Source organism: Ruegeria sp. SCSIO 43209, assembly GCF_019904295.1.
Classification (GTDB): Bacteria; Pseudomonadota; Alphaproteobacteria; order Rhodobacterales; family Rhodobacteraceae; genus Ruegeria.
In genome coordinates this window covers 3,469,374-3,492,121 of the sequence record NZ_CP065359.1, presented here as the reverse complement: position 1 = coordinate 3,492,121, position 22,748 = coordinate 3,469,374, and the positions used below count along the sequence as shown (strand labels likewise).

20 protein-coding genes are annotated in these 22,748 nt (G+C 58.5%); 8 read left to right on the top strand and 12 right to left on the bottom strand.

Translation table 11 applies throughout. From position 1 onward, the window contains the following. The first annotated feature begins 44 nt into the window (after window positions 1-44). Window positions 45-947, top strand: a complete 903-nt coding sequence (locus I5192_RS17325) for a LysR family transcriptional regulator (RefSeq protein ID WP_223117395.1) — start codon at window positions 45-47, stop codon at window positions 945-947. On the opposite strand, the gene I5192_RS17320 is transcribed toward I5192_RS17325, so the two are convergent. Further along, window positions 938-1,789, bottom strand: coding sequence for a LysR substrate-binding domain-containing protein (locus tag I5192_RS17320; RefSeq protein ID WP_223117394.1), 852 nt, complete (start codon window positions 1,787-1,789; stop codon window positions 938-940). The two genes, I5192_RS17325 and I5192_RS17320, sit on opposite strands and share 10 nt — an antisense overlap. Before the next feature lie 103 nt (window positions 1,790-1,892). Between I5192_RS17320 and I5192_RS17315 the strand changes: the two genes are divergently transcribed. Further along, a complete protein-coding gene (locus I5192_RS17315) occupies window positions 1,893-2,594 on the top strand; it encodes an SDR family oxidoreductase (RefSeq protein ID WP_223117393.1) in 702 nt (233 codons plus the stop codon). 2 nt (window positions 2,595-2,596) lie between these two features. On the opposite strand, the gene I5192_RS17310 is transcribed toward I5192_RS17315, so the two are convergent. From I5192_RS17310 to I5192_RS17300, 3 genes are read right to left on the bottom strand one after another with little or no spacing between them, the layout of a single operon-like run. Next, window positions 2,597-3,868 (bottom strand): FAD-binding oxidoreductase, encoded by a 1,272-nt coding sequence (locus tag I5192_RS17310; RefSeq protein WP_223117392.1) that lies wholly within the window; start codon window positions 3,866-3,868, stop codon window positions 2,597-2,599. A 41-nt stretch (window positions 3,869-3,909) separates the two neighbouring features. Next, window positions 3,910-4,944, bottom strand: coding sequence for an ACP S-malonyltransferase (locus tag I5192_RS17305; protein WP_223117391.1), 1,035 nt, complete (start codon window positions 4,942-4,944; stop codon window positions 3,910-3,912). After that, window positions 4,941-7,133, bottom strand: a complete 2,193-nt coding sequence (locus I5192_RS17300) for a dehydrogenase E1 component subunit alpha/beta (RefSeq protein ID WP_223117390.1) — start codon at window positions 7,131-7,133, stop codon at window positions 4,941-4,943. The genes I5192_RS17305 and I5192_RS17300 overlap by 4 nt, the downstream gene beginning before the upstream one ends. Before the next feature lie 217 nt (window positions 7,134-7,350). Between I5192_RS17300 and I5192_RS17295 the strand changes: the two genes are divergently transcribed. After that, on the top strand, window positions 7,351-8,250 hold the full coding sequence (locus tag I5192_RS17295) for a LysR substrate-binding domain-containing protein (protein ID WP_223117389.1): 900 nt from the start codon (window positions 7,351-7,353) through the stop codon (window positions 8,248-8,250). A 7-nt stretch (window positions 8,251-8,257) separates the two neighbouring features. Here the strand turns inward: I5192_RS17295 and I5192_RS17290 are convergent, their stop codons facing one another. Together I5192_RS17290 and I5192_RS17285 are read right to left on the bottom strand one after the other, a co-directional pair. Further along, window positions 8,258-9,010: a nuclear transport factor 2 family protein gene (locus tag I5192_RS17290; protein WP_170625426.1), complete on the bottom strand. Its 753-nt coding sequence runs from the start codon at window positions 9,008-9,010 to the stop codon at window positions 8,258-8,260. 216 nt (window positions 9,011-9,226) lie between these two features. Further along, on the bottom strand, window positions 9,227-10,384 hold the full coding sequence (locus tag I5192_RS17285) for an acyl-CoA dehydrogenase family protein (protein WP_223117388.1): 1,158 nt from the start codon (window positions 10,382-10,384) through the stop codon (window positions 9,227-9,229). A gap of 219 nt (window positions 10,385-10,603) precedes the next feature. On the opposite strand from I5192_RS17285, the gene I5192_RS17280 reads away from it, so the two are divergent. From I5192_RS17280 to I5192_RS17270, 3 genes are all read left to right on the top strand, one after another. Then, window positions 10,604-11,245 (top strand): pyridoxamine 5'-phosphate oxidase family protein, encoded by a 642-nt coding sequence (locus I5192_RS17280; RefSeq protein WP_223117387.1) that lies wholly within the window; start codon window positions 10,604-10,606, stop codon window positions 11,243-11,245. A 114-nt stretch (window positions 11,246-11,359) separates the two neighbouring features. Next, on the top strand, window positions 11,360-12,286 hold the full coding sequence (locus tag I5192_RS17275; protein WP_255612153.1) for an NAD(P)-dependent oxidoreductase: 927 nt from the start codon (window positions 11,360-11,362) through the stop codon (window positions 12,284-12,286). A gap of 104 nt (window positions 12,287-12,390) precedes the next feature. Then, on the top strand, window positions 12,391-15,456 hold the full coding sequence (locus tag I5192_RS17270; RefSeq protein ID WP_223117386.1) for an aminotransferase class III-fold pyridoxal phosphate-dependent enzyme: 3,066 nt from the start codon (window positions 12,391-12,393) through the stop codon (window positions 15,454-15,456). Window positions 15,457-15,502: 46 nt separating this feature from the next. Here I5192_RS17270 and I5192_RS17265 read toward each other — a convergent pair whose 3' ends face one another. Together I5192_RS17265 and hemP are read right to left on the bottom strand one after the other, a co-directional pair. Beyond that, window positions 15,503-15,979: a hypothetical protein gene (locus tag I5192_RS17265; RefSeq protein ID WP_223117385.1), complete on the bottom strand. Its 477-nt coding sequence runs from the start codon at window positions 15,977-15,979 to the stop codon at window positions 15,503-15,505. Continuing rightward, the gene (gene hemP / locus I5192_RS17260) at window positions 15,976-16,143 is read right to left on the bottom strand and encodes a hemin uptake protein HemP (protein WP_223117384.1); all 168 of its coding nucleotides are present in this window, start codon (window positions 16,141-16,143) and stop codon (window positions 15,976-15,978) included. The genes I5192_RS17265 and hemP overlap by 4 nt, the downstream gene beginning before the upstream one ends. Before the next feature lie 225 nt (window positions 16,144-16,368). On the opposite strand from hemP, the gene gph reads away from it, so the two are divergent. Further along, entirely contained in the window at window positions 16,369-17,031 is a 663-nt protein-coding gene (gene gph, locus I5192_RS17255) for a phosphoglycolate phosphatase (RefSeq protein ID WP_223117383.1), read from the top strand. Between the two features lie 214 nt (window positions 17,032-17,245). Here gph and I5192_RS17250 read toward each other — a convergent pair whose 3' ends face one another. From I5192_RS17250 to I5192_RS17240, 3 genes are all read right to left on the bottom strand, one after another. Continuing rightward, window positions 17,246-18,418, bottom strand: coding sequence for an acetate/propionate family kinase (locus I5192_RS17250; RefSeq protein WP_170408190.1), 1,173 nt, complete (start codon window positions 18,416-18,418; stop codon window positions 17,246-17,248). Next, window positions 18,418-19,803, bottom strand: coding sequence for a bifunctional enoyl-CoA hydratase/phosphate acetyltransferase (locus I5192_RS17245; protein WP_223117382.1), 1,386 nt, complete (start codon window positions 19,801-19,803; stop codon window positions 18,418-18,420). The genes I5192_RS17250 and I5192_RS17245 overlap by 1 nt, the downstream gene beginning before the upstream one ends. A 75-nt stretch (window positions 19,804-19,878) precedes the next feature. Then, window positions 19,879-21,147, bottom strand: coding sequence for a cytochrome-c peroxidase (locus I5192_RS17240; RefSeq protein WP_223117381.1), 1,269 nt, complete (start codon window positions 21,145-21,147; stop codon window positions 19,879-19,881). A 15-nt stretch (window positions 21,148-21,162) separates the two neighbouring features. Here I5192_RS17240 and I5192_RS17235 point away from each other — a divergent pair, with 15 nt between their 5' ends. Next, a complete protein-coding gene (locus tag I5192_RS17235; RefSeq protein ID WP_170408184.1) occupies window positions 21,163-21,633 on the top strand; it encodes a tetratricopeptide repeat protein in 471 nt (156 codons plus the stop codon). Window positions 21,634-21,663: 30 nt separating this feature from the next. Here the strand turns inward: I5192_RS17235 and dctP are convergent, their stop codons facing one another. Further along, window positions 21,664-22,725, bottom strand: coding sequence for a TRAP transporter substrate-binding protein DctP (gene dctP, locus I5192_RS17230; protein WP_170408182.1), 1,062 nt, complete (start codon window positions 22,723-22,725; stop codon window positions 21,664-21,666). Window positions 22,726-22,748 lie beyond the last annotated feature (23 nt).

Sequence of the window (22,748 nt, the reverse complement as noted above, 5' to 3'; positions counted from 1 at the left end):
CCCGGCATGGACACCAAATCCATTCATGAATAATCATAAATGGTATGAGCAGAATTGATTTCACAGATCTGGACGGCAAGGTCCTACGGGTGTTCCTGACGATACTCGAAGAAAGCTCGGTCTCGAAAGCTGCCGACCGGTTAGGGGTGACGCAATCGGCCATCAGCCATACGCTGGGCAAGTTGCGGCAAGTGCTGGGCGATCCACTATTTGTCCGATCCGGACAGGGGCTGACCCCGACCGAGCGCGCTTTGTCGCTGAAAGAGCCGGTGCAACAGGTGCTGGACAACATGCGCGCCCTGACCGAAGGTCGCCCGTTTGATCCGCTGTCCGAACAGATGGACATTCAGATCGCCACCAACGACATGCCGCGCGAGTTGATCTTTCCCGAACTTCTGCGGGCGACACGCGCCGAAGGCGTCAGGTTGCGGCTGGAGTTCATCCCGTCGGGTGTTCCCGACCCGGACTTGCTGCGCAGCGACCGGTGTCAATTGATGCTCACCCCGCTGCCACCGGACGGGCCGGATATCTTTCAGAAGCGGCTGATCACCAGCCCGTTGTTGGTATTCTATGATGCCGCTCACCGTGATCCGCCTGAGGATTGGCAATCCTATTGCAATAGCGATCATGTCGAGGTGCGATTTGCCGACGGGCGCAACGCCCGTGCCGTGATGCGTGGCGTGGATCAAAGCCAGATCAGACCGCCCGTCGTAACCCTGCCGCATTTCAACGCAATCCCGCCTTTCGTGAAAGGCAGCGACCTGATCTCGACCGACACGGCGCTGATGAAACGCGGGCCGCTTGCCACGCTGGACAGCGCACCACTGCCGTTCAAATGCGAAGCAGTGTCAATCTATATGGTCTGGCACCAACGCTCGGCCAACGACCCGGCACATCGTTGGTTACGCGACCGGATCGACGCGATTGCTGCCACACTTCAGACCTGAGATAGCAACCAGTCGCGCATTTGTTTCACCAGCTCCGGTTGGCGCGGTTTCTGCGGGGTGACGATGAAAAAGCTCAAATCGTCAACCAGCACCTCAGAGAGCGGCTGCACCAACCGACCCGAAGTCAGTTCCGCAGACACAAGTGGCGCATTGGCCAGCGCAAAGCCTTGCCCCGAGACAGCGGCGTCTATCGCCAGACTTGTCTGGCTGAAACTCATCATCCGCGGCTTCCCCTCGACCCCGGCGCGTTCAAGAAACAACGGCCACAGCCCATGGGAATCGCTTAGCAAAACGTGTTGCATCAGGTCGTCTGGACCTGAAATTTGCGATGCGAGGTCCGGACTGCCCACAACAACGAATTCGGTCGAGAACAAAGGTGTTGCTTGCAGATCTCGAGCAACCGGTGAACGGCTCTGGCGTACTGCAATATCGATTCCATCAGACTGGAAATCCGCCAACCGCTCGCGCGCGTCAACCTGCACCGAGATATCGGGATGGCGGGTCACAAAATCATTCAGACGCGGCACCAGCCATTTTGAGGCAAAGCTGGGCGTGACCGAGATCGTGATCTGCCGCTGATCAGCCAGCTCATCGACAGCCTCTTCAATCAGCCGAAACGCCCGACGCAGCGGCGCGTGGAACCGACGCCCCGCTTCGGTCAAGCGCAACCCACGTGGTAGTCGTTCAAAGAGTGCAGTGCCCAGCCGCGCCTCCAACCCCCGCACCTGCTGCGCAACGGCCCCTTGGGTTACGCCGATTTCTTCCGCAGCAAGACGAAAATTCAGGTGGCGTGCCGAGGCCTCGAAGGCGCGCATCGCGTTGAGAGGTGGAAGAGCGGGCATAGCTAAACTGTAGATTTTCTACAGCCTATGCGCAATAGAACTGATTGGTCAAAGTGAACGCTGCCAGCCATCTTTATACCAAACATCGCAAAGGAGCGTGAAGATGGAAAAAGTAGCTTTGATCACGGCAGGCGGCAGCGGTATGGGCGCGGATTCCGCGCGCAGATTGGCGGCGGATGGTTTCAAAGTCGGCATCCTGTCCTCGTCAGGCAAGGGTGAGGCGCTGGCGCATGAGTTGGGTGGCGTGGGCATCACGGGCTCGAACCAGTCGAATGATGACCTGCAGAAACTGGTCGATGCTGCAATGTCCCATTGGGGGCGGATCGATGTGCTGGTGAACTCAGCCGGGCACGGACCCCGCGCAGCGGTGCTGGAGCTGACCGATGAGGACTGGCACACCGGCATGGATGTCTATTTCATGAATGCCGTCCGACCGACCCGACTGGTGACCCCGATCATGCAAACGCAGGGCGGTGGATCGATCATCAACATCTCAACCTTTGCTGCGTTTGAACCGGACCCGGTTTTTCCAACTTCGGGCGTATTCCGCGCTGGGTTGGCTGCTTTCACCAAGCTGTTCTCGGACAAATACGCCGCCGAGAATATCCGCATGAACAATGTCTTGCCCGGTTTCATCGACAGCCTCCCGGAAAAGGAAGAGTTCCGCGCACGCATCCCGATGGGTCGCTACGGGCGCAGCTATGATGAGATCGCCTCGGTCGTGGCTATGCTCGCCTCCGAAGGCGGAGGCTACATAACCGGGCAGAACATCCGCGTCGATGGCGGCATCACCCGGTCTGTCTGAATTCAGAACCGCGCCTTAACAAAATGCGTCAGCGCCGCGCCGGTTTCGAAGAAGGCGCGGCGCAGGCCAGTCAAGTTTTCGCTATACTCAGCCACCGACGGAATCGGCAGCAAGGACGGATCGTCCTTGAGCAGACTTTTGGCCATCAAACGCCCGAACACGGTGCCCGGCCCGATCCCACGCCCCGAAAACCCATGCGCTGCTAACGCATTTGGACCGATCAGAGTGATTTTGGGAATATGATCCGAAGTCATGGCAATCCGCCCATGCCAGCCCTCAATCAACGGCTGATCCGCCAATTGCGGATAAAGTGCAGCCAGTTTGCGCTTGATCCAGGATTTGTGTGCAAATCCTCCGGCGCTGCTTAGGTCGCCCATACCGCCAATGATAAACCGTCCTGCCTGGTCCAAACGGAAGGATGTCATGATCAGGCCGGTATCCCAGCATCCCTCTGCTTTAGGCAATATGCTGGCCCGCAGGTTATGGGACAGCGGCGCGGTGGCGTATTGGAAGTAGTAGACCGGCACATAGTCTGGTGCCGTATCGGCGATGCCCAGATGATAAGCGTTGGTCGCCTGAATAACCGATCTTGCGCGTACGGTTCCACCATCCCCCTGCAGCACCCAAGCCCCGGCTTCCTGCCGCAAAGATCGAACCGGGCTTTGCGTATATATCTGCGCCCCCGCATTCTGTGCGGCGCGGGCCAGTCCCACCGCATAGCCCAGCGGCTGAATTGTACCCGCGCGGGGGTCAAACAATGCGCCGTGGACTGCCGGGCTGCCCGTCCGCTGGCGCGACGCATCAGGATCGAGCAATTCGACCGGCGCACCAGAAGCGCTCAGCTGTGCGTGGCGGGTACGCAGATCACCAAAGCCCGAGGCCGAATGAGCACAATGCAACGTGCCTTGCCGCTCAGGCTCGCAGTCAATCCCGTGCGCTTCAATCAACTCGAACACGTCTGACGGCGCGTTAGCCAGCAGATCGATCAACCGATCCCCCGCCATTTGCCCCAGATGCGACCGAATTTGATCGGGTGGCAGCCAAAGCCCTGCGTTGACGAGACCGACATTCCGCCCCGATCCACCATGGCCGATCTGATGCGCTTCGAGCAGGCACACCGAAGCCCCCGCTTTTGCTGCGGTCAAGGCCGCAGAACACCCGGTGTAACCACCGCCGATCACGGCAAGATCAACGCTTACGTCATCAGACAGCTTTTGCGTGTCGATACGCTCGCGACAGGTCTGCCGCCATAACGATTGATCATAGTTGCGCATGCCCGGGCCTCGCCAAAGTTTCGCCGATCATCAGGCTGGTCTCAGTTGGTTGCAAGGGCGCGCTGGTCAGCCCGCCCCATGGCGATGAGGAACGGATCAGCCTCCTGATGCGACTGGAATGACGCCTTGTCGGTCATGCCCCGCCAGCGCCCCAGTGTTAGTGACTGCGCCACCGCGCCGCTCAGCGTTGCACCGGGGCCGGTGACGATGAACAGATCGGGCGCGAACTCGCGTGCGGCGGTCTGGATCGCATGGGTGAAGTCATAGGTCTCGGTCACCTGATGGCCCAGCGTGTAGTCCCACAACTCACTCGTGTCAGTTGCGCCGGGCCACCAGATTTTGCCACGCCCGTCAATCATCGGGAACTTGGGCTGAGCAAAAAGATCAGAACTCAATTGCGCCCGACCTTCCGCCGCCACCGGGGCCTGCAGCGCCGTATGAAAGGCGGCGTGATTGGCCAGCCGCAATGGGAACCGATCCTGCACGGTGAGGTGTGCCGCCTCAAACGCCGTCAGACCCGCCTCATTGCCTGCCAATACCAGCATCCCGCCCAGATCGATGGAAAGCGCCAGAGTGTGATCGTGCAACGCATTGATCCTCGCCACCTCATCCAGCAATGCGGCTTTGCGGGCAGGATCATTCGCCCATGTCTCATCGACGAATGGGTAAACCAGTTGACCGCCGATCAGGTGCTTCTGCATCAGCGTGCCCATCGTATTGACCACGCGAAACCCGTTCCCAGGGGTCAATGCCCCTGCGGTGGCCAGCGCAATATACCAGCCCATCGAGTTACCAGTGACGGCGACGACTTCAATATCGTTGGCCAATGCCTGCGCATCGGCCAACGCGGCAGCATAGATCAGGGGTGAGGCCACATCGCCGCGCGAGTACTTCCCGACGCTAAAGCGATCAGCCCCATCCAAGGCAGTAATCGCATCCTGTCCGGTTCCGGCGCGAATAGCGTCGAAGCTGCGGAACAAGTCCATACGATCCGAATGATGTTGGTGCAGATAGCCCAGCTCAGGCTTGTTATAAGTGCCCCGACCCGGGCAGATCACAACGGCGGTGCGGGTCATGAGGCTACTCCTGTCAAAGCCAGCGCTGCGGCAAAGATACCGTCTTTCGAAGGAAGAGGCGCGGCATAGGCCGGGCCGGTTGCGATAAAGCAATCCTCGGCCACAACGCGGGCGGTTGGGGTGGAGGGACTTTCTTCGGCGAAGAAAGTCATCAGCGCCTCGGACTGGCTGCCGGTCTTGCGGCATTCGTCGACGATCAAAACATGCGCGCATGTTTTGGTGGCTTCGCGCAAAGCCACAACCGGCAGAGGAGCTAGCCAACGCATATCGATAATCCGGGTTTTCAGACCCGCCGCCTCAATTTCGGGCAGGGCCTGTTGCGACAGGTAATGCCCGTTGCCATAGGTCACGATGGCGAGATCGGTGCCGTCCCCGTGTACTCCCACCTCGCCCAGCGCAAATTTCTGATCCCGCGCAGGATAGGTGGTCATCCACCCGCCATCCTGCGCCGCATGCAGATCGCGCATCGGGTAGAGTGCGATCGGTTCAAGAAACACCACGACCCGCTGCTCTTCGCGCGCCAACCGCACGCATTCGCGCAGCATCAGTGCTGCATCGGCCCCGGTCGACGGGCAGGCGATGATGACACCAGGGATATCCCGCAAAACGGCCAGAGAGTTGTCGTTATGGAAATGCCCGCCAAAGCCCTTCTGATATCCCAGCCCCGCAATCCGCAGCACCATAGGGTTGGTGAACTGCCCGTTCGAGAAGAACGGCAGGGTTGCCGCCTCCCCCCTGATCTGATCCTCGGCATTGTGCAGATAGGCCAGAAACTGGATCTCGGGGATCGGGATGAAACCATTATGGCCCATACCAATCGCGAGACCCAGAATGGATTGTTCATCCAGCAGCGTATCAATTACGCGGTCCGGACCAAAGCGTTGCTGCAGCTTTTGTGTGACGCCATAGACGCCACCTTTGCGGCCCACATCTTCACCCATGCAAACGATCTCGGCATGTTCCAACATCAGATCGGTCAGCGCCCAGTTGATCAGGCGGCTGAGCGGCTGCGGATCAGCCATCGCGCGCAAGTCACCACCAAAGGCTTTAGCCCGCGCCTCAGCGCTCGGGCCGTTGGTCGGTATGCAAGAGCGCTTAGGCGGGATCAGGCTTGCCATCACCTCGGTCGCATTGGCAAGATGGGGACGGCTGGCAGCCTCTGTAGCCACACGATCCGTTCGGGTGCAGGTATCGCTGTAGATTTTCAACGCCTGATCCGGCGACAATGCACCCGCCTGATCCAGCAGTCGTACGGTGTGCAAAAGCGGATCATTGGCCTCATCCGCCTCAACCTCAGTTTTCGGCAGATAGGTCGTGGGCACATCCGCCCCGGCATGGCCATAAAGCCGCACGGTTCTGAGATGCAGGAAGGCCGGTTTCCTGCGCTTGCGGACATAATCTGCAGCCTCTTTCGCGACCGCATGGGTTTCATAAATGTCCAACCCATTGGCCTGAAAATACTTGATCCCCGGACGATGCTCCATCGACGCCTGAATCCAGCCCTTGGGCGTTTTGACCGAAATCCCGATACCGTTGTCTTCACACACGAACAGCAGCGGCAGCGGCGTCGATTGCACACTGGTCCAGCCTGCCGCGTTGATCGCCCCCTGCGCGGTTGAGTGATTGGCCGAGGCATCCCCAAATGAACACATCGCAATCCCGTCTTCCGGCAACACGCGATGTTCGGGCGCATGTCGCCGGGCTGCCCCCAGCGCATAAGCCGCACCAACGGCTTTGGGCAAATGGCTGGCGATGGTCGAGGTCTGCGGCGGGATCATCAGCGCCCTTGATCCCAACACCTTGTGCCGCCCGCCCGAGGTCGGGTCCTCTTTCGAGCACGCAAAGCTTAGCAGCATATCCCACGCGATCTGCTGACCGGGCACCTGTTCGGCACGCGCGATCTGAAACGCAGCATCCCGGTAATGCAGAAAGGCAATATCGCTTGGGCGCAATGCGTGCGCGACGGCGGCCATCCCTTCGTGGCCAGATGAGCCGATGGTGTAGAACCCCTGCCCCGCCTTCTGCATCGCCCGGCTGGTCCGATCCAGCGCGCGACTGAGAACTTGCGACCGGAAAAGCGAAACGGCTTCAGCATCGCCCAGACCGACGCGCGGCGGGGCTCCGTCGGGAAAATCACGATTTGCGACACGGGTCAGGAAATTCTCATGTACGATCTGGGCGCGGTCCATGTCTCTCGCTTTTGTCTTGTTGGTGTCATCGGCCTTGGGGAACCTCTGCGCGGGAGCGACCCGCTTGCTGATTTGTCCCGCGCTCCGACGTGAATTTCAAGATCGCGGATGGTACGGCACCCGCTCGACCACAAAAGTGATGTGGCGCACCAGTCATCGCTCTGGCGGCAGGAAAAAACCAGTGCTATTGCGTTCAATAGGTATGAGGATTTGTCATATGATTGCACCCCGCCGTTTCTTGCCTTCAATCTCGTCCTTGCTTGCACTTGAAGCCGTAGATCGGCTGGGCAGCGCATCTGCTGCTGCGGCTGAGCTGTCCTTGACACAAAGCGCGATCAGCCGGCAATTGAAGACGATGGAGGATCAGCTGGGCGTGCAATTGATTGAGCGCAGCCAGATGCGATTGCACTTGACGCCAGCAGCCAAAGACTATGTGCAAACCGCAAGGTCTGCTGTTCAGGATCTGGCGCAGGCCGCACTGAAACTCAAAGCCAACCCGGCGGGTGGGTCACTTGATCTATCGATCCTTCCCGCGTTCGGCATGCATTGGCTGGCACCCCGCCTTCAGGATTTTGCGCGACGGCACCCTGAGGTCACCGTCAATCTGGGTACCCGCCTCAAACCGTTTGATTTCATGTCTGAACCATTCGATGCCGCGATCCATTTCGGTCAGCAAGACTGGGCGGGCGTTCAGTATTTACCGATCATGCGGGAAGAAGTCCTGCCCGTCTGCGCCCCTGCCCTTACCGCTGTCAATTTCAATAGCTTGGGTGCTCTCCGCGCCGCGCCACTGCTGCATCTGGAGTCGCGTCCGGATGCCTGGGAGCGCTGGTTTGAGATACAGGGCCAGCCCGTCACCGGCCTACGGGGAATGCTGTTCGATCAGTTTTCGACCATGATTCAGGCCACGATTCATGGGTTGGGCGTGGCTCTGTTACCGTCATATCTGGTGCAGGATGATTTGCGCACCGGGCGGCTTGTCCAGGCATGGGACGGGCCGCGCGTGAGCCTTGGCAGCTATTATCTGGTCTGGCCGAATGACCGCTCGATGCCCGAGCCTCTACGGTCTTTCCAAGCCTGGATCAGTGAACAGATTGGGGCAGACGCCCACGCCTAACGCGGCCTTAGAACTTGCCGTTGTCATTTTTCCATTCGCTGCGTGGTGCAATGGACTCAACCGTGTCCCAGTGTTCGACGATCTTGCCATCTGCAACGCGGTACAGATCATAAAATGCGCTGTGAGTGCCCTGATATTCACCTTCGCACACGGTCAGTACAAAATCCCCTTCCGCCAATACCCGATGCAGATGCTGATAGTTTAGGGCGTTCCTATCGGCCAATGCGGTCCTCAAGGCAGTCAAATTATCAGAGAACTGCGGACTGTGTTCTACGTAAGCGGAAGTGTTGATACAGGCCTCTATCTGGTCGAGGTTCCCGGCAATCAACGCGGTTTCGACGAAGGCGCGAACAAAGGCCCGGTTTTCCTCGGTTTGCTCGACATCCCGAACTTCGGTCGGACCATCCACCATACTGTGATCCGAGCCGTTTGGCCCCATCCGTTTCTGGATATTGTCCCAATGCTCTACCGCTTGCCCGTCTTCGAACCGGAACACTTCGAAGCCGATATTCCGCCGTGAGAAATCATATTCCGTATGCGCGAAGACAAAATCGCCGTCTTCAAAGGCGCGTACGATATTCACGCGCGGTGAGGTCTGGGACAGCCGTTTGAATAGGGATGCAAGCCCTTCGCTGCCTTCATGGGTTTGCGGATTGTGCTGGATATATCGTGCTTCATTTACCACCGAAACCGGACCCGGATCGCCCGTTTCGATGCTTTTGAGCAGGGCAGATATGCGATCTTTGTTGGACTTCTCCATACCGGGTTCCCTTCAGGTCTGACTACTCCGTGATCACAATGGCAGGCGACGTGTCAGGCATCAACGCCAGCAACAGCCAAACCCTGCGCGGCCTTCGGCCTTGCGTCTTGCGGACGGCAGGGGGCCAGGCAGGCGCGGGCTGCGTCCGCGCCTGCCTGGCCCAACGGGAGGAGACGTTCCGTAAGGAATGTGGACGACGGGCGGGAGTGTTTTGGTTCAGACGTCCAGCGAACGGGCGATGAGTTCTTTCATGACTTCATTCGTCCCGCCATAGATCATCTGGACCCGCGCATCCGCATAGAGCCGCGCGATCGGGTATTCCATCATGAACCCATAGCCGCCGAACAGTTGCAGGCATTCGTGCATCACTTCGTTCTGCACCTCAGAGCCCCAGTATTTCACCATCGAGGCCGTCGCGGCATCCAATTCACCGGCCTCCAGTTTACCAATGCAGTCATTGACGAAACTGCGCAGCACCTCGGCCTTGGTTTTACACTCGGCCAACTTGAAACGTGTGTTCTGGAAATCCATCACCCGCTGTCCGAACGCCTTGCGCTCCTGCACGTATTCCACCGTCTGCGATATGGCGAAATCGATCGCGCCCAGCGCCATGATCCCGATGGTCAGCCGCTCCCACGGCAACTGTTTCATCAGTTGATAAAACCCCTGCCCCTCTTCCGGACCCAGTAGGTTGGTCATTGGAACTTTGACATCCTCAAAGAACAACTCGGCTGTGTCGTTGCCCTTCATTCCCAGTTTCTTGAGGTTCCGCCCCCTCCGGAATCCATCAGCCCTGTCGGTTTCGACCACAATCAGAGAGACACCCTTCGCCCCTAACGACTTGTCAGTTTTGGCAGCCACGATAACCAGATCAGCCGATTGCCCGTTGGTGATAAATATCTTGGACCCGTTGAGCCGATAAGAATTGCCATCCTTCTCAGCGGTCGTCTTCACGGCTTGCACATCCGATCCCGTGCCCGGCTCGGTCATGGCCAGCGCGCCGATCATCTCACCCGAGGCCAGTTTCGGCAGCCACTTCTGTTTCTGATCCTCACTGCCATAAGCGGTGATGTAGTGGGTCACGATAGACTGGATGCCATATCCCCATCCTGCGTCCCCGCGCGCAGTCTGCTCATACAAAGTAACGGAATCGAAACCCATCCCGCCGCCGACGCCACCATATTCCTCAGCAATCGAACCGGCCATCAGACCCGTCTCTCCCGCCCGCAACCAAAAAGTACGATCAACCGCCCCGTTCTCGGCCCATTTCTCGGTATTGGGTACCAAGGCATCATCCATGAACCGGCCCGCCATTTCAGCAAACATTCGGTGTTCGTCAGTAACCCAGGCGGCGGTGCTGGTAAAAAGCGACATCAAATAGCTCTCCAGATCAGGTGTTTGCCCAAAACTAGCCGGGTGTGTGATTCCTTCCAATCCATGTGACGTGGCGTCCAGGACAGATACTACGCAACGTCCTTGGCACCGTTGCCGAATTTGGGGCCAAACGTTCACATCTGTGTTCCCACGCCTGACAGAGCAGGCCAACATCGACCATATTGCGCATACGCCCCGGACGACCCAGGAGACAGCATAATGCCCCGCGCCTTTTCTGAACTGACCTTCACACCTGCCGTTCGCGCCCATCAAGAGCGGATGGGATCCGCCGCGACCTATGCGAAATTCCTGAGCCGAGGACCAAAACAGGGCCATCAAATCGGACCGGCCGAAGAGGCGTTCATTCGCGCCCGCGACGGGTTCTATCAGGCCACCGTCTCAGAAACCGGCTGGCCTTATGTGCAGTTTCGCGGTGGGCCGATAGGGTTTCTGAAAGTGCTGGACCCGCACACCATCGGCTATGCGGACCTGTCTGGTAACAAACAATATATCTCGCGCGGCAACCTGGATGGGAATGACCGCGTGGCACTGATATTAATGGACTACGCGAGCCAGCGCCGCCTCAAGATACTTGGCCGGATGACATTCAAGGAAGGTGCCGCGGCAGCAACTGATCTTTACACCAAAGGCTCCGAGACCGAGGCAGAACGGGCCGCGATCATCAAAGTTGAAGCGCTTGACTGGAATTGCCCCCGCCACATCACGCCGCGCTTTACCGAGGCCGAGCTTCGGCCACATCTGAATGATCTGGGTCAGCAACTGGCTGTTCTGCAATCAGAAAACCAGCGTTTACAGAGGGAATTGGCTGAGCTCAAAGCTGCGGCCGTTTTTCGAAGATGAAATCCGCGCCGGTTCAGATGTGAAACGAATGGCGCGCGATCGCTATGGATCTGAGCGGCAATTTGTGACGCAGGGTTGCCCTTTGGTCCAAGCTTTGCTTTGTCCTTTCTAAACATCACGACCTGCCGTCCGCTTGAGGCAGGAGCGGATAACAGAGAGGATCATCACATGGCAAAAGTTGCGTTCCTTGGCCTAGGCGTCATGGGCTACCCGATGGCCGGGCATCTTCAGGCTGCCGGCCACGAAGTCACCGTCTACAACCGCACCGCATCCAAGGCCGAGGCTTGGGTCGCCCAGCATGGCGGCGCGATGGCCCTGACACCGCGGCAAGCCGCAGAAGGGGCAGAGTTCGTGATGGCCTGCGTTGGCAATGACGACGATCTGCGTATGGTTTGCACAGGTGAAGATGGCGCCTTTCACGGAATGGCCAAGGGTGCGGTATTTGTTGATCACACCACCGTCTCGGCCAAGGTCACGCGTGAGTTGTACGAGGCTGGCATGACACAGGGGGTTGCTTTTGTGGACGCCCCGATCTCGGGCGGTCAGGCGGGAGCCGAAAATGGTGTGCTATCGATCATGTGCGGCGGTGACATGGACGCTTATCGTGCTGCTGAGCCGGTGATGCAGGTCTATTCCAAAATCTGCCGCCGCATTGGGGACAGCGGCGCGGGTCAAATGACCAAAATGTGCAACCAGATCGCGATTGCAGGGCTGGTGCAGGGCCTGAGCGAAGCATTACATTTTGCCGAAAAGGCTGGGCTGGATGGTCGGGCTGTGGTCGAGGTGATTAGCCAAGGCGCGGCAGGCAGCTGGCAGATGGCCAACCGGTATGAAACCATGCTGGATGACCATTTTGAGCATGGCTTTGCAGTCGACTGGATGCGCAAGGATCTGGGAATCTGTCTGGATACCGCCAATGAGACCGGGGCTTCACTGCCAGTGACGGCGCTCGTCGACCAGTTCTACAAAGACGTGCAGAAACTTGGCGGGGGCCGGTGGGATACGTCCTCGTTGTTCAAACGGTTGCGAGCACTGGACTGAGCAAAGGGGGGGCTGTCTGCCCCATCGCGCCAGGGCGCGACTCCGCCCGAAGATATTTTTGGCCAGATGAAGAGGATCACCGTGGCAGTTGCAAGAGATAGCGCATGAGCGACATGAACACTTTCTGGGCTGGTCGCCTGCGTGAACACTGGGGTTTGGACGCCCGTCTGACGCGTCTGGATGGGGAGTACGACCTCAACTTTCTGGTCAAAGCCACCAACGGGCAGGATTATGTGCTCAAGGTGATGCGCGCGGGGTGCGATGCGGCATTGGTCGATCTGCAGGTCAAGGCGCTGGGACATCTCAACGCAGCAGCGCCCGGATTGCCCTTTCCTGCCGTTTATCCCGATTTGAACGGGATGATGTTGCCTGAGATTGCCGACGCGCATGGGCAACCGCGACAGGTCTGGCTGCAGGAACGACTGCCGGGGGCATGCTATGCAAGCAGCGCGCCCAAGACCGAAGACCTGATACTAAAACTGGGCCGTGTTCTGGGCGCAACCGACCGGGCGCTGGAGGGGTTCACCCACGAGGGCTTGCATCGCGCCGATTTCAAATGGGATTTGACGCGGGCGAGCTGGATCGTCGACCAACTAGAGGCCATCTCTGATCCGGCACGACGCGCGCGCGTTCAACAAATCGCTGCGGATTTTGAGGCGATCTCTGATCAACTGGGTGCATTGCCAAAGCAGGCGATTCACAATGATGCCAATGATTACAATGTCCTTGTTGAAGGCAATCTGGGCGAGCGACGCAGCATCTCGGGTCTGATCGATCTTGGCGACATGTGCGCGGCGCCGCGCGTTTGCGATCTGGCTATTGCCGGGGCCTATGTCGTTCTGGACCACCCTAAACCCGAGCGCGCATTGGCTGCGCTGGTGCGCGGTTATCACGCCGCCAATCGGTTACGCCCGGATGAGATCGACCTGATCTGGCCTTTGTTGCAAGCACGTTTGGCGGTGTCCGTGGTGAATTCGACCCTGATGGCGATTGAGAACCCGGATGATCCGTATGTCACGATCAGCCAGGCCCCAGCGTGGCGATTGATTGAAAATGAGGCAATCAATGGCGCACTCATGCCCGCCCGATTGCGCGCCGCGTGTGGCTTGCCCGTTGTGGACGGGGCCGAGCGCATTCACGCCTACCTGTCCAGCCATCGTGGACACTTCGCGCAGATGTTCGGGCAGGATCTGAGCGACGCACCGATAGGCTCACTGTCGGTGGAGAACTCGACCTGGCCGCAAAACCCGTTCCACATGCCACTGGACGAGGCGGCGCGGGTCGGTGAGGAGTTTGGGGAAGGTCCCTGGCTTGGATATTACAGCGAGCCTCGCCTGATCTATGCCGAGCCGGGATTTCGCAAAGGACCGTGGAAAGCCTCGGATCGGCGCACTGTGCATCTGGCCGTGGATGTGTTCGCACCCGCCGGGACAGTGCTGCATGCCCCGCTCAGCGGTAGGGTTGAAGCGGTTGAAAACAGGGAAGCGCATCTCGACTATGGCGGGGTGGTGATCCTGCATCACGAAACGCCTGAGGGAGACGTGTTTTATACGCTCTATGGCCATCTGGACCCCGAGGTCAGCGAGCGATTGAAACCCGGTGACCCGGTGGCTCAGGGTGCAGCTTTTGCCCGTCTGGGCGATGCCAGTCAGAATGGCGGATGGGCCCCGCATGTGCATTTCCAACTGGCGCTGACAACCGACGGTATGCAGGCCGACTGGCCGGGCGTAGCGGATCCTGATGAGCTCGAGCTTTGGCACGCGGTCTGCCCCAACCCCGCAGCACTGTTGAACTTGCCTGATGAAAAGGTTTTCTATCGACCAACCGACAAGCAGGCGATCCTGCAGGACAGGCGCGAACACTTCGGCGGAAATCTCAGCCTGACATACGACGACCCGGTCATGCTGGTGCGTGGTTGGAGGCATCACCTGTTCGATGAATGGGGGCGACCCTATCTGGATGCCTACAACAACGTTCCGCATGTAGGCCATGCGCATCCGCGTATTCAGGCGGTTGCAGCGGATCAGCTGAAGCGCATGAATTCGAACACACGCTATCTGCACCCGGCGCAAACCGCCTTTGCCGACAAGGTATTGTCGAAACTGCCGGATCACCTTGAGGTCTGTTTCTTCGTCAACTCAGGGACTGAGGCCAACGAATTGGCTCTGCGTCTGGCGCGCGCGCATACCGGGGCAAAAGGGATCGTGACGCCCGATCACGGCTATCACGGCAACACAAACGCTGCGGTGGCGATCTCGGCCTACAAATTCAACAAACCTGGCGGTATTGGGCAGGCAGATTGGGTGGAACTGGTTGAGGTCGCGGATGACTATCGCGGCTCGTTCCGGCGTGATGACCCCGAGCGTGCCCGGAAGTTTGCTGACCTGATTGATCCGGCGATTTCGGCATTGCAGGCAAAAGGGCAAGGCCTAGCCGGGTTCATCGCTGAAACATTCCCCTCGGTCGGGGGACAGATCATTCCACCAAAAGGCTATCTGTCTGCGGTCTATGAAAAAATCCGCGCCGCCGGAGGGGTCTGCATTGCCGATGAAGTCCAGACTGGCCTCGGGCGCCTGGGCGACTATTACTTCGGCTTTGAACATCAGGGCGCGCTGCCTGACATCGTGGTAATGGGGAAGCCCATCGGTAACGGTCATCCGCTGGGCGTGCTGGTTACAACCAAAGAGATCGCCCAAAGCTTCGACAACGGGATCGAGTTTTTCTCGACCTTCGGAGGATCGACCCTGTCTTGCCGGATCGGAAAAGAGGTGTTGGACATCGTCGACGATGAAGGCCTTCAAGAGAACGCCCGTGTGATGGGGGCTCGTCTGATGGACGGCCTCCGAAAGATCGAAGCGGACTTTGCCTGCGTTGGCGATGTACGCGGCATGGGTCTGTTTTTAGGGGTGGAACTGGTCAATCCTGACGGTTCGGAAAGCGGTGAGATTTGCAGCTACGTCAAGAATCGGATGCGCGATCATCGCATTCTGATCGGTAGCGAGGGACCCAAGGACAATATCCTGAAAATCCGGCCACCGCTAACCATCGAAGCAGAGGACGTCGACATGATTCTTTGGGCGATGCGGGAGGTTCTTGGCGAAGTGGGTGACTACAGCCCTGCCCCCATGTGCGATCACGATCATCATCATGCGGGCTGCGGCTGCTGCTAAGAAACACAAAACCCCAGCGAAATTGCTGGGGTTTTGTCGCCGTCGATCAGTGGAGCACTGAATGTGGGGGGTGGTGCCCGGTCGTCGGCAAAGGGATCGAAACGGTCATCCGGCGTAACGCCAAGCCCAGTTCCTCGGACAACGAGGCCAGAGCCGGGGCGAAATCGGGCCGTACGATCAGCGAGGCCATCATCATTGCATCTTCACGCGCCCCTTCAGAGGCGGCACCGATCATCTGGGCAAAACAATTCTCATCAGCGCCCAGACATGCACATCCCAGCCAATGACGCACCAGCGGACGGCGACCGTGATGTGCACAAAGTGAACACAGCCGGTCCAGCGTCAGCATCGTGGCGCGTCCCTGATCTGCACCCAGCGCGATGTCAAAATCGCTTGCGGCATTTGCCCGGCCTTCGACCCCATCACCCCAAAGCCGCAGATACATGACGGCTCCGGCCTCAATGGGGTTCAGGTCAGCCAGACGGCCAACAGCCGCCCCGCCACGCGAAGAAGGTGCGCTCATTTTGTCAGGATCAGTTTGCCTGCGCGGGTGATACGCAGCGTATAAAGCTGATCGCCCAGCTCGATATGGGCCAAATTGCCGCCTTTGGTGAGGTCTTCCGCCTTGTGGGCCGGAAGCATCGAAACAGCGTAGCTAAGGGTCGAGGTAGGGGTTTGCGCGTTCATTGGGGCATCTCCAGAGCATCTGTGGCACTTGGCCTTGTCTGTCTTCGTTTCGCTTGATCTGGCTGACCCTGTTTTGGGCTGGCTATCTGTTCGTGTGATTAATCTGATAAAAATAGTAAGGTTTGTCAAGCTGCTGTTTTTTCAATCGCTCCCACGGGTCTCTATTGCGCCGTCGCACAGCACGACCTAGGCATTGGACATCAACAAACAAAGGCGGATTCGCAGATGACAGCAGTTGTCGTATTTGATCTGGATGGCACCCTGATAGACAGCCTTGCCGACCTTGCAGCTGCGGTAAACCGAATGCTGCACGATCAGGGGCAGGCCTCATTGCCTCAGGATACGATCCGGGGATTCGTCGGGAACGGATTACCCAAGCTGGTCGAGCGGGCGATGACGCATTGCGGGCTGGAGCCAACGCTTCACAAGGACCTGACACAGCTTACTCTGAAGCACTACAATGCAGGCGCCTGCGATCAGACCGTAGTTTATCCCGGCGTGATCCAGGCGCTGGATGAGCTTCGCGATATGGGCTGTGCGCTTGGGGTCTGCACCAACAAACCCGAAGCCCCTGCCCGGCATGTGCTGGGCGAACTTGGCCTGCTACCCTATTTCAACACGGTCTTTGGTGGAGACACGCTGGATATACGCAAACCCGATCCAGAGCACTTGCACGCCTGTTTCAAGACCCTTCAAGCCGCAGGCCCACAGATCTTCGTTGGCGACAGTGAGGTTGATGCCGAAACTGCGCAACGGGCTCAGGTTCCGTTTTTGCTGTTTGAACAGGGATATCGAAAGTCGCCGGTTTCGGACATGCCGTACACGCTCAGCTATGATAACAGTACCGCACTGCCTGCACTTGTTCGGAAAATCCTGACGCAGGCATAGACCCCAAAAAAAGGTCGAGGGGCCGGCCAAGGGGGTAAGAAGCCAGCCCCTCATCGGGGGAAATTAGTGAAAGTGGATTGGGCGCACTGGCCCGATAGTTAATGAAAAGTTAACGCACCTGCGCGGATCGCGAAATTGGGGGATTCCCGTAGTGCTGCGATTTTTTTCCCGATCCCCCAAATTATTTTGCGCGCAGAAGCCTAAAAACTGGGATTTATACGGCTTTCTCAGCCGCGGCACGCGCGATAACCAGTTCCTCGTTCGTCGGAATGACCATCAGTTTAACACGTGACAGGTCGGTCGAGATGACGCGCAGATTGTCCGCGTTTGCATCGTGGTCCAGTTCAAGACCCAACCACCCCATGTCAGTGCAGATACGATCGCGGATATAGGTCGAGTTCTCACCGATCCCGCCGGTAAACACGACGGCGTCCAGACCTCCCAACACGGCGGCCAAAGCGCCCAGCTCACGGCGTATCCGGAACGTGTAGTAGTTGATGGCATTGCGTGCACCCGGCGTATTCGACGCCTCAAGCGTACGCATATCATTGGTCATCCCGGAAAGGCCAAGCAACCCGGATTTACGGTACAGAAGGTCCGAGATCTCATCCGCATTCATGCCTTGCTGATCCATCAGATACAGCACAACGCCCGGATCCAGCTGGCCACAACGCGTTCCCATCGGCAAACCATCCATGGCCGAGAACCCCATGCTTGAACCGACCGACCGACCTCCGATCATGGCGCACATTGAGGCACCGTTGCCAAGATGCGCCACAACCACCCGTCCGCCATGTATCAGCGGCGCAGTCTTGGCCAGATGGTCCGAGATGTAATCATAGCTCAGACCGTGGAAGCCATAGCGGCGAACGCCCATATCGTAATACTCGGTCGGCAATGCGAAGGTGTCATTGACCCAAGGGTGGTGGCGGTGAAAAGCGGTATCGAAACAGGCAACCTGCTTGGCATTGGGGAACCTGTCCATCGCAGTACGTGCGCCCTGCAGATTGTAAGGTTGGTGCAAGGGCGCAAAAGGCTCGAGTTTTTCCAGCATCTGCAAGCTTTCGGGGGTCAGCAGAATGGGCCTGTCATTATCCGGGCCGCCATGCACGATGCGGTGTCCAACCGCGGTCACGCCCGCCGACGGAAACTGCCGTTCCAGCAAATCCAAAATATAGTCCAAGGCGCTGGCCTGATCGCACAGCGCTTCAGAAGCGGTATCGGCAAGCACGCGGCCATCCGTGGTCTCTGCTTTGATGCGCGCCGCGCGGCTGCCGATGCGTTCCACCTCTCCCGAACAGACCAGGATCGGATCTGCTTCGCCTGCGGAGAACAACCCAAACTTCAGCGAGGACGAGCCTGAATTCAGTGTGATGATATGGTCCATCAGATCTTACCCGACATCCGCGCCGCATGCAGGGCCGCGACGGCACAGGAAACCAGCCGCGCCTTTTCGCCATCTGCGCGACTGGTCAGAATAATCGGTACGCGCGCGCCCAGCACCACCCCGGCAGCCTCGGCGTGCGCGATATACGTCAGTTGCTTGGCTAGCATGTTGCCTGCGTCCAGATTGGGTACGACAAGAATGTCTGCCCGTCCGGCCACCTCGGACACGATCCCTTTGGTGCGCGCCGCGGCCAGGCTGACCGCGTTGTCCATGGCAAGCGGCCCATCGACCAAGCCACCCCTGATCTGTCCCCGCTCGGCCATCTTCGACAGCAATGCGGCATCAATCGACGACCGGATTGCTGGATTCACCGTCTCGACCGCCGACAGAACACCCACTTTCGGAGCGCCAATTCCGATTGAGATTGCCAGATCGATCGCGTTCTGCGTGATGTCGATCTTGGTTTCCAGATCCGGCTCGATATTGATGGCCGCATCGGTCACCAGCAAGGGATGCGGCTGGCCGGGTATATCCATGACGAAGACATGCGTAAATCGGCGCCCCGCGCGAAGTCCACGATCCCGCCGCAACGCCGCCCGTAGCAGTTCGTCCGTATGAAGATGCCCCTTCATCAATGCTTCAACATGTCCTTCGACAACCAGATCAACCGCATTGTTGGCGGCGTCCAGATGGTCCTTAACGGGAACGATCTCAACGTCACCCAAGGGCAACTCAATCTCACGCGCTGCTGCAGCAATCTTGTCGGGGTCACCTATCAGGACCGGCTTGATGATGGTTTCACGCGCCGCCAATAAGGCCCCCCCCAGCGAGTTGGGCTCTTCTGGGGCGACAACTGCCGTGGGGATCGGAGGCAGCGGGCGCGAGCGATCGAGCAGTGCATCAAAATGCCGGTGCCGCTCGACGACCAGACCAGGCACTTCAATCTCATTGAATGACAGTTCTTTCTCCGGAGCGATCACGACCGCGATGCCGGACACGATCAGCGCCGCATCACTAGGGCGCATCACCTGAGTTTCCAGAACTACCTCGCGGTTATCGCGTTTTTTGATAACCGTAACTCTGGCCAGCAGTTCTTCACCCGCATATGCCCGGGCGCTAAAATCCAAGCTTTGCGACTTATACAGCGTACCCGCGCCCGGCAGGATATTCCCCAAAACGGCCGAGATCAGAGCCCCAAGAAACATCTCGGGCGCGATCGCCTCGTTTACGTTATCACCGTCCCCATCTTCGTCGGCCAGGTTCAAAGGGTTATGGTTGCCGGAATTCGATGCGAAGGCATAAAAATCATCCTCTGTGCAGAACCGGGTCAACTCGGCGGTGTCTCCGATCTGAAGCTGATCAAAGGGCTTGTTGTGATACTGCATTGAAACTCTCGGCGGCTGTTTTGCACCGATCATTATGAGATTTCACGTAAATTTCCAATGACGTTTGGTGGGTTTCTAGGGCTCAAACCCATCTGGCACACCGAACAGTGGCGCATCCAGTGTGGTCCCGGTCAATGCACCCATGAACGCCACCAGATCTGCGACCTGGGCATCGGTCAGTTCCAGCGGTTCGATGTCAATTTTCTGGCGATGACGCTCCATCTCAAACCGGTCCTGCCAGACGATGAAATCCACATTCTCAAGCCACGGCACGTTGGGCAGCCCGGCCAAATCAGGGGTCCAGGCAGCGAGGCTCTGAGATGGGTTCAAGTGGTGGCGAATAATGCCTTCCAGATCGGGAAAGGCACCGTTGTGACCATAGGGCGCCGTCTCTGTCACATTGCGCAGCATCGGTGTGCGGAAACGATAGGCGTCCTCAAGACGGTTGCTTTCACCCATATGACCCACGTCGCGGGCATAGGGGTCCCATTGGCGGGTCTTGCCCGGTCCAAATGGCGGCAAGCTCAGCGCGTGGAATTTTTGATCCGATAGCAACGGGCCGGAATGGCAGTTTGCGCAACCTGCCTCACCATAGAACAAGGTCATACCATCGTATTGCTCTGGCGTCAGAGCGGCATGGTCTCCGGCCAGATATTGATCAAACGGGCTGTTGGTGCTGCGCCACTCCAGTGCCATGAACGCGGCCAGCGCGTTGGTGATCTGAGTTATCGTGATGTCCTCGGTCGTGTCGATGTCATCGAACGCCTTGACCATGGCAGGCCCATAGCGCGGATCAGTGCGCACGCGTTTGGCGAGGATCGGCCAGCCCTTGTCGATGCGGTCATGCACCGCGCCGGTGACTTGATTTTCGGCCACATTTCCGGCCATTTCAAACTGCGAAGTCAGCGGGAAAAGCGCCTGCGCGGCCAGCAGCGAATTCAAGCCGTCCGGCAACCACTCCTGCGCGGGTGAGTTGAAACCGTTACCGTAGACGTCAGAGATACTCAGACGGCCATCATGGAAAACCGTGTGAAGCTCCTTTGCGCCAAGGTTCCAAAGCCCCGGCGAATTGCGGGGAATTCGCTTGCGGATTTTGTCCGCTCCGATGCCCGGCGTCCGGTCTGGCCCCAAGCCCATCCCGCCTTCTCCGATGCCAAGCGACAAGCCGTCCGAGGTGCCGAAATCCGGGTGATGGCAATGGGCGCAGCTTATGTTCCGGTTTCCCGACAAAATGGGATCGTAAAACAGTTGATGACCGATAGCGGCCTGTTCCATATCAAAGGGGATGAAATCGTCATCCGTCAGCGGGCGCGGCAATTCCTGAGCTGCCGCAGCCCCTGCCAAGAGGAAAGCAACCCCATGCGCCAGTTTGTATTTGCCCTGTGCCTTCTCGCGACCCCAGCGCTGGCTGAACTGGAACAAGCACGCGATCTGATGGAGGCCGGAGAGTTTGAAGCCGCGCGTGAGGAATTGCTGCCCGCCGCGCGCTCCGGCAATGCCGAAGCCGAGGAATTGATCGGTGTGATGTACGGGTTGGGCCTTGGGGTCGAACAGGACTATGAACGCGCGTTTGAATGGTACTTGCGCGCCTCGATGAAAGGTCATCCCGGGGCGCAATCCGGTATCGGTTGGTACTACGAGTTGGGTCTGGGCATGCCCGCTCCTGATCTGGTTCGAGCGTACATGTGGTATACGCTCAGCGCCATCGGCGGCGACCCCGATGCGGCGATCAGCCTTGAAGAAGTGGTCAAAAAAATGTCGCCGGAGCAGATCGAGAAGGCGCATGTTCTGGTCAACGACTACAAAGGGTGGATGTACCCGTTTCGGTGAGGGCCGGACCCCAGGGCCCGGCCCAGCAATTCAGTTCAGATCCGCATCACGTGAGGCATTAACATCCGCCTCGGCTGCTGCCACAGCGTCAGTCAACGCTACAAAGATCTCATCACCACGTGCCACATTGGACTGGAACCAGTCATAGACCGGGGTTGCGGCTTCTTTGAACGCAGCTTTCTGGTCGGGTGTCAGAACATAGAGGTCCCCGCCACCGGCAACGAAATCCTCATAAGCCTGAATCGACTTGCGCTTGGGTGAGGCAAAGGTCGCCTGCTGCAGCGCATAAAACCCGTCGACTACCACGCGGCGCATATCTTCTGGCATCTCCTGGAACTTGGCGTTGTTCATCCACCACAGCGCACCCATGTAGGCATGCCCATCCAGCGTGACATATTGCAGGCCTGCATCAGGGAACTTCATACCCATGATGTCAGTGATGCCGTTTTTCGAGCCCTCAACCACGCCGGTCTGGAAGCTGGTGAACAGTTCTGGCCACGGGATCGGGGTCGGTGATGCACCCAGTGCTTTGACCAGCTCCTGCGGCAGGTCGGCAACCACGGTGCGGATTTTCAGACCTTCCATGTCAGCCGGCTCGGCGACACGGCGTTGTGTATTGGCGAAGTTGCGCCAGCCACCTGTATTGCCGATTGTCATCAGACGGATCGCACCGCCGGAATCCTCCAGCGCCATGTCGCGCATCTGCCGGGTGAAATCACCAGATAGGACATGTTCGGCAATGCGGTCATCGGCCATCAGGTAAGGCAGGTCCAGAACCTGCACGTAAGGGAAGATGCCCGAGGCCCCTCCAGAGGTTGAGATGTAGATGTCGATCGTACCGTCTGCCACGCCCTGCAGACACTCGGCACCGTTCGAGCAGAGCTGCGTACCGATGAACAGCTCAACCTCAATGGCTCCGTTCGAGGCCGCCTCAACGTAGTTCTTAAAAACGACCAGACCGTCATAGTCTTCGTCGTTTTCATTCGAGTTTGCTGTGGCGCGTAGCGTGTAGTCGGCGGCTGCCGCGGCAATCGCAGACGCGGCCACTAGCGACGTGGCCACCGCTGCGGTTTTGATAAATCTTCTGAGCATGCGTTTCCTCCCTGTGATACTCA

What these genes read in the sequence shown, in the direction of transcription:
- I5192_RS17325 (WP_223117395.1), top strand. Translation starts at nt 45, where the DNA reads ATGAGCAGAATTGATTTCACAGATCTGGACGGCAAGGTCCTACGGGTG.
- I5192_RS17320 (WP_223117394.1), bottom strand. Translation starts at nt 1,789, where the DNA reads ATGCCCGCTCTTCCACCTCTCAACGCGATGCGCGCCTTCGAGGCCTCG.
- I5192_RS17315 (WP_223117393.1), top strand. Translation starts at nt 1,893, where the DNA reads ATGGAAAAAGTAGCTTTGATCACGGCAGGCGGCAGCGGTATGGGCGCG.
- I5192_RS17310 (WP_223117392.1), bottom strand. Translation starts at nt 3,868, where the DNA reads ATGCGCAACTATGATCAATCGTTATGGCGGCAGACCTGTCGCGAGCGT.
- I5192_RS17305 (WP_223117391.1), bottom strand. Translation starts at nt 4,944, where the DNA reads ATGACCCGCACCGCCGTTGTGATCTGCCCGGGTCGGGGCACTTATAAC.
- I5192_RS17300 (WP_223117390.1), bottom strand. Translation starts at nt 7,133, where the DNA reads ATGGACCGCGCCCAGATCGTACATGAGAATTTCCTGACCCGTGTCGCA.
- I5192_RS17295 (WP_223117389.1), top strand. Translation starts at nt 7,351, where the DNA reads ATGATTGCACCCCGCCGTTTCTTGCCTTCAATCTCGTCCTTGCTTGCA.
- I5192_RS17290 (WP_170625426.1), bottom strand. Translation starts at nt 9,010, where the DNA reads ATGGAGAAGTCCAACAAAGATCGCATATCTGCCCTGCTCAAAAGCATC.
- I5192_RS17285 (WP_223117388.1), bottom strand. Translation starts at nt 10,384, where the DNA reads ATGTCGCTTTTTACCAGCACCGCCGCCTGGGTTACTGACGAACACCGA.
- I5192_RS17280 (WP_223117387.1), top strand. Translation starts at nt 10,604, where the DNA reads ATGCCCCGCGCCTTTTCTGAACTGACCTTCACACCTGCCGTTCGCGCC.
- I5192_RS17270 (WP_223117386.1), top strand. Translation starts at nt 12,391, where the DNA reads ATGAGCGACATGAACACTTTCTGGGCTGGTCGCCTGCGTGAACACTGG.
- I5192_RS17265 (WP_223117385.1), bottom strand. Translation starts at nt 15,979, where the DNA reads ATGAGCGCACCTTCTTCGCGTGGCGGGGCGGCTGTTGGCCGTCTGGCT.
- hemP (WP_223117384.1), bottom strand. Translation starts at nt 16,143, where the DNA reads ATGAACGCGCAAACCCCTACCTCGACCCTTAGCTACGCTGTTTCGATG.
- gph (WP_223117383.1), top strand. Translation starts at nt 16,369, where the DNA reads ATGACAGCAGTTGTCGTATTTGATCTGGATGGCACCCTGATAGACAGC.
- I5192_RS17250 (WP_170408190.1), bottom strand. Translation starts at nt 18,418, where the DNA reads ATGGACCATATCATCACACTGAATTCAGGCTCGTCCTCGCTGAAGTTT.
- I5192_RS17245 (WP_223117382.1), bottom strand. Translation starts at nt 19,803, where the DNA reads ATGCAGTATCACAACAAGCCCTTTGATCAGCTTCAGATCGGAGACACC.
- I5192_RS17235 (WP_170408184.1), top strand. Translation starts at nt 21,163, where the DNA reads ATGCGCCAGTTTGTATTTGCCCTGTGCCTTCTCGCGACCCCAGCGCTG.
- dctP (WP_170408182.1), bottom strand. Translation starts at nt 22,725, where the DNA reads ATGCTCAGAAGATTTATCAAAACCGCAGCGGTGGCCACGTCGCTAGTG.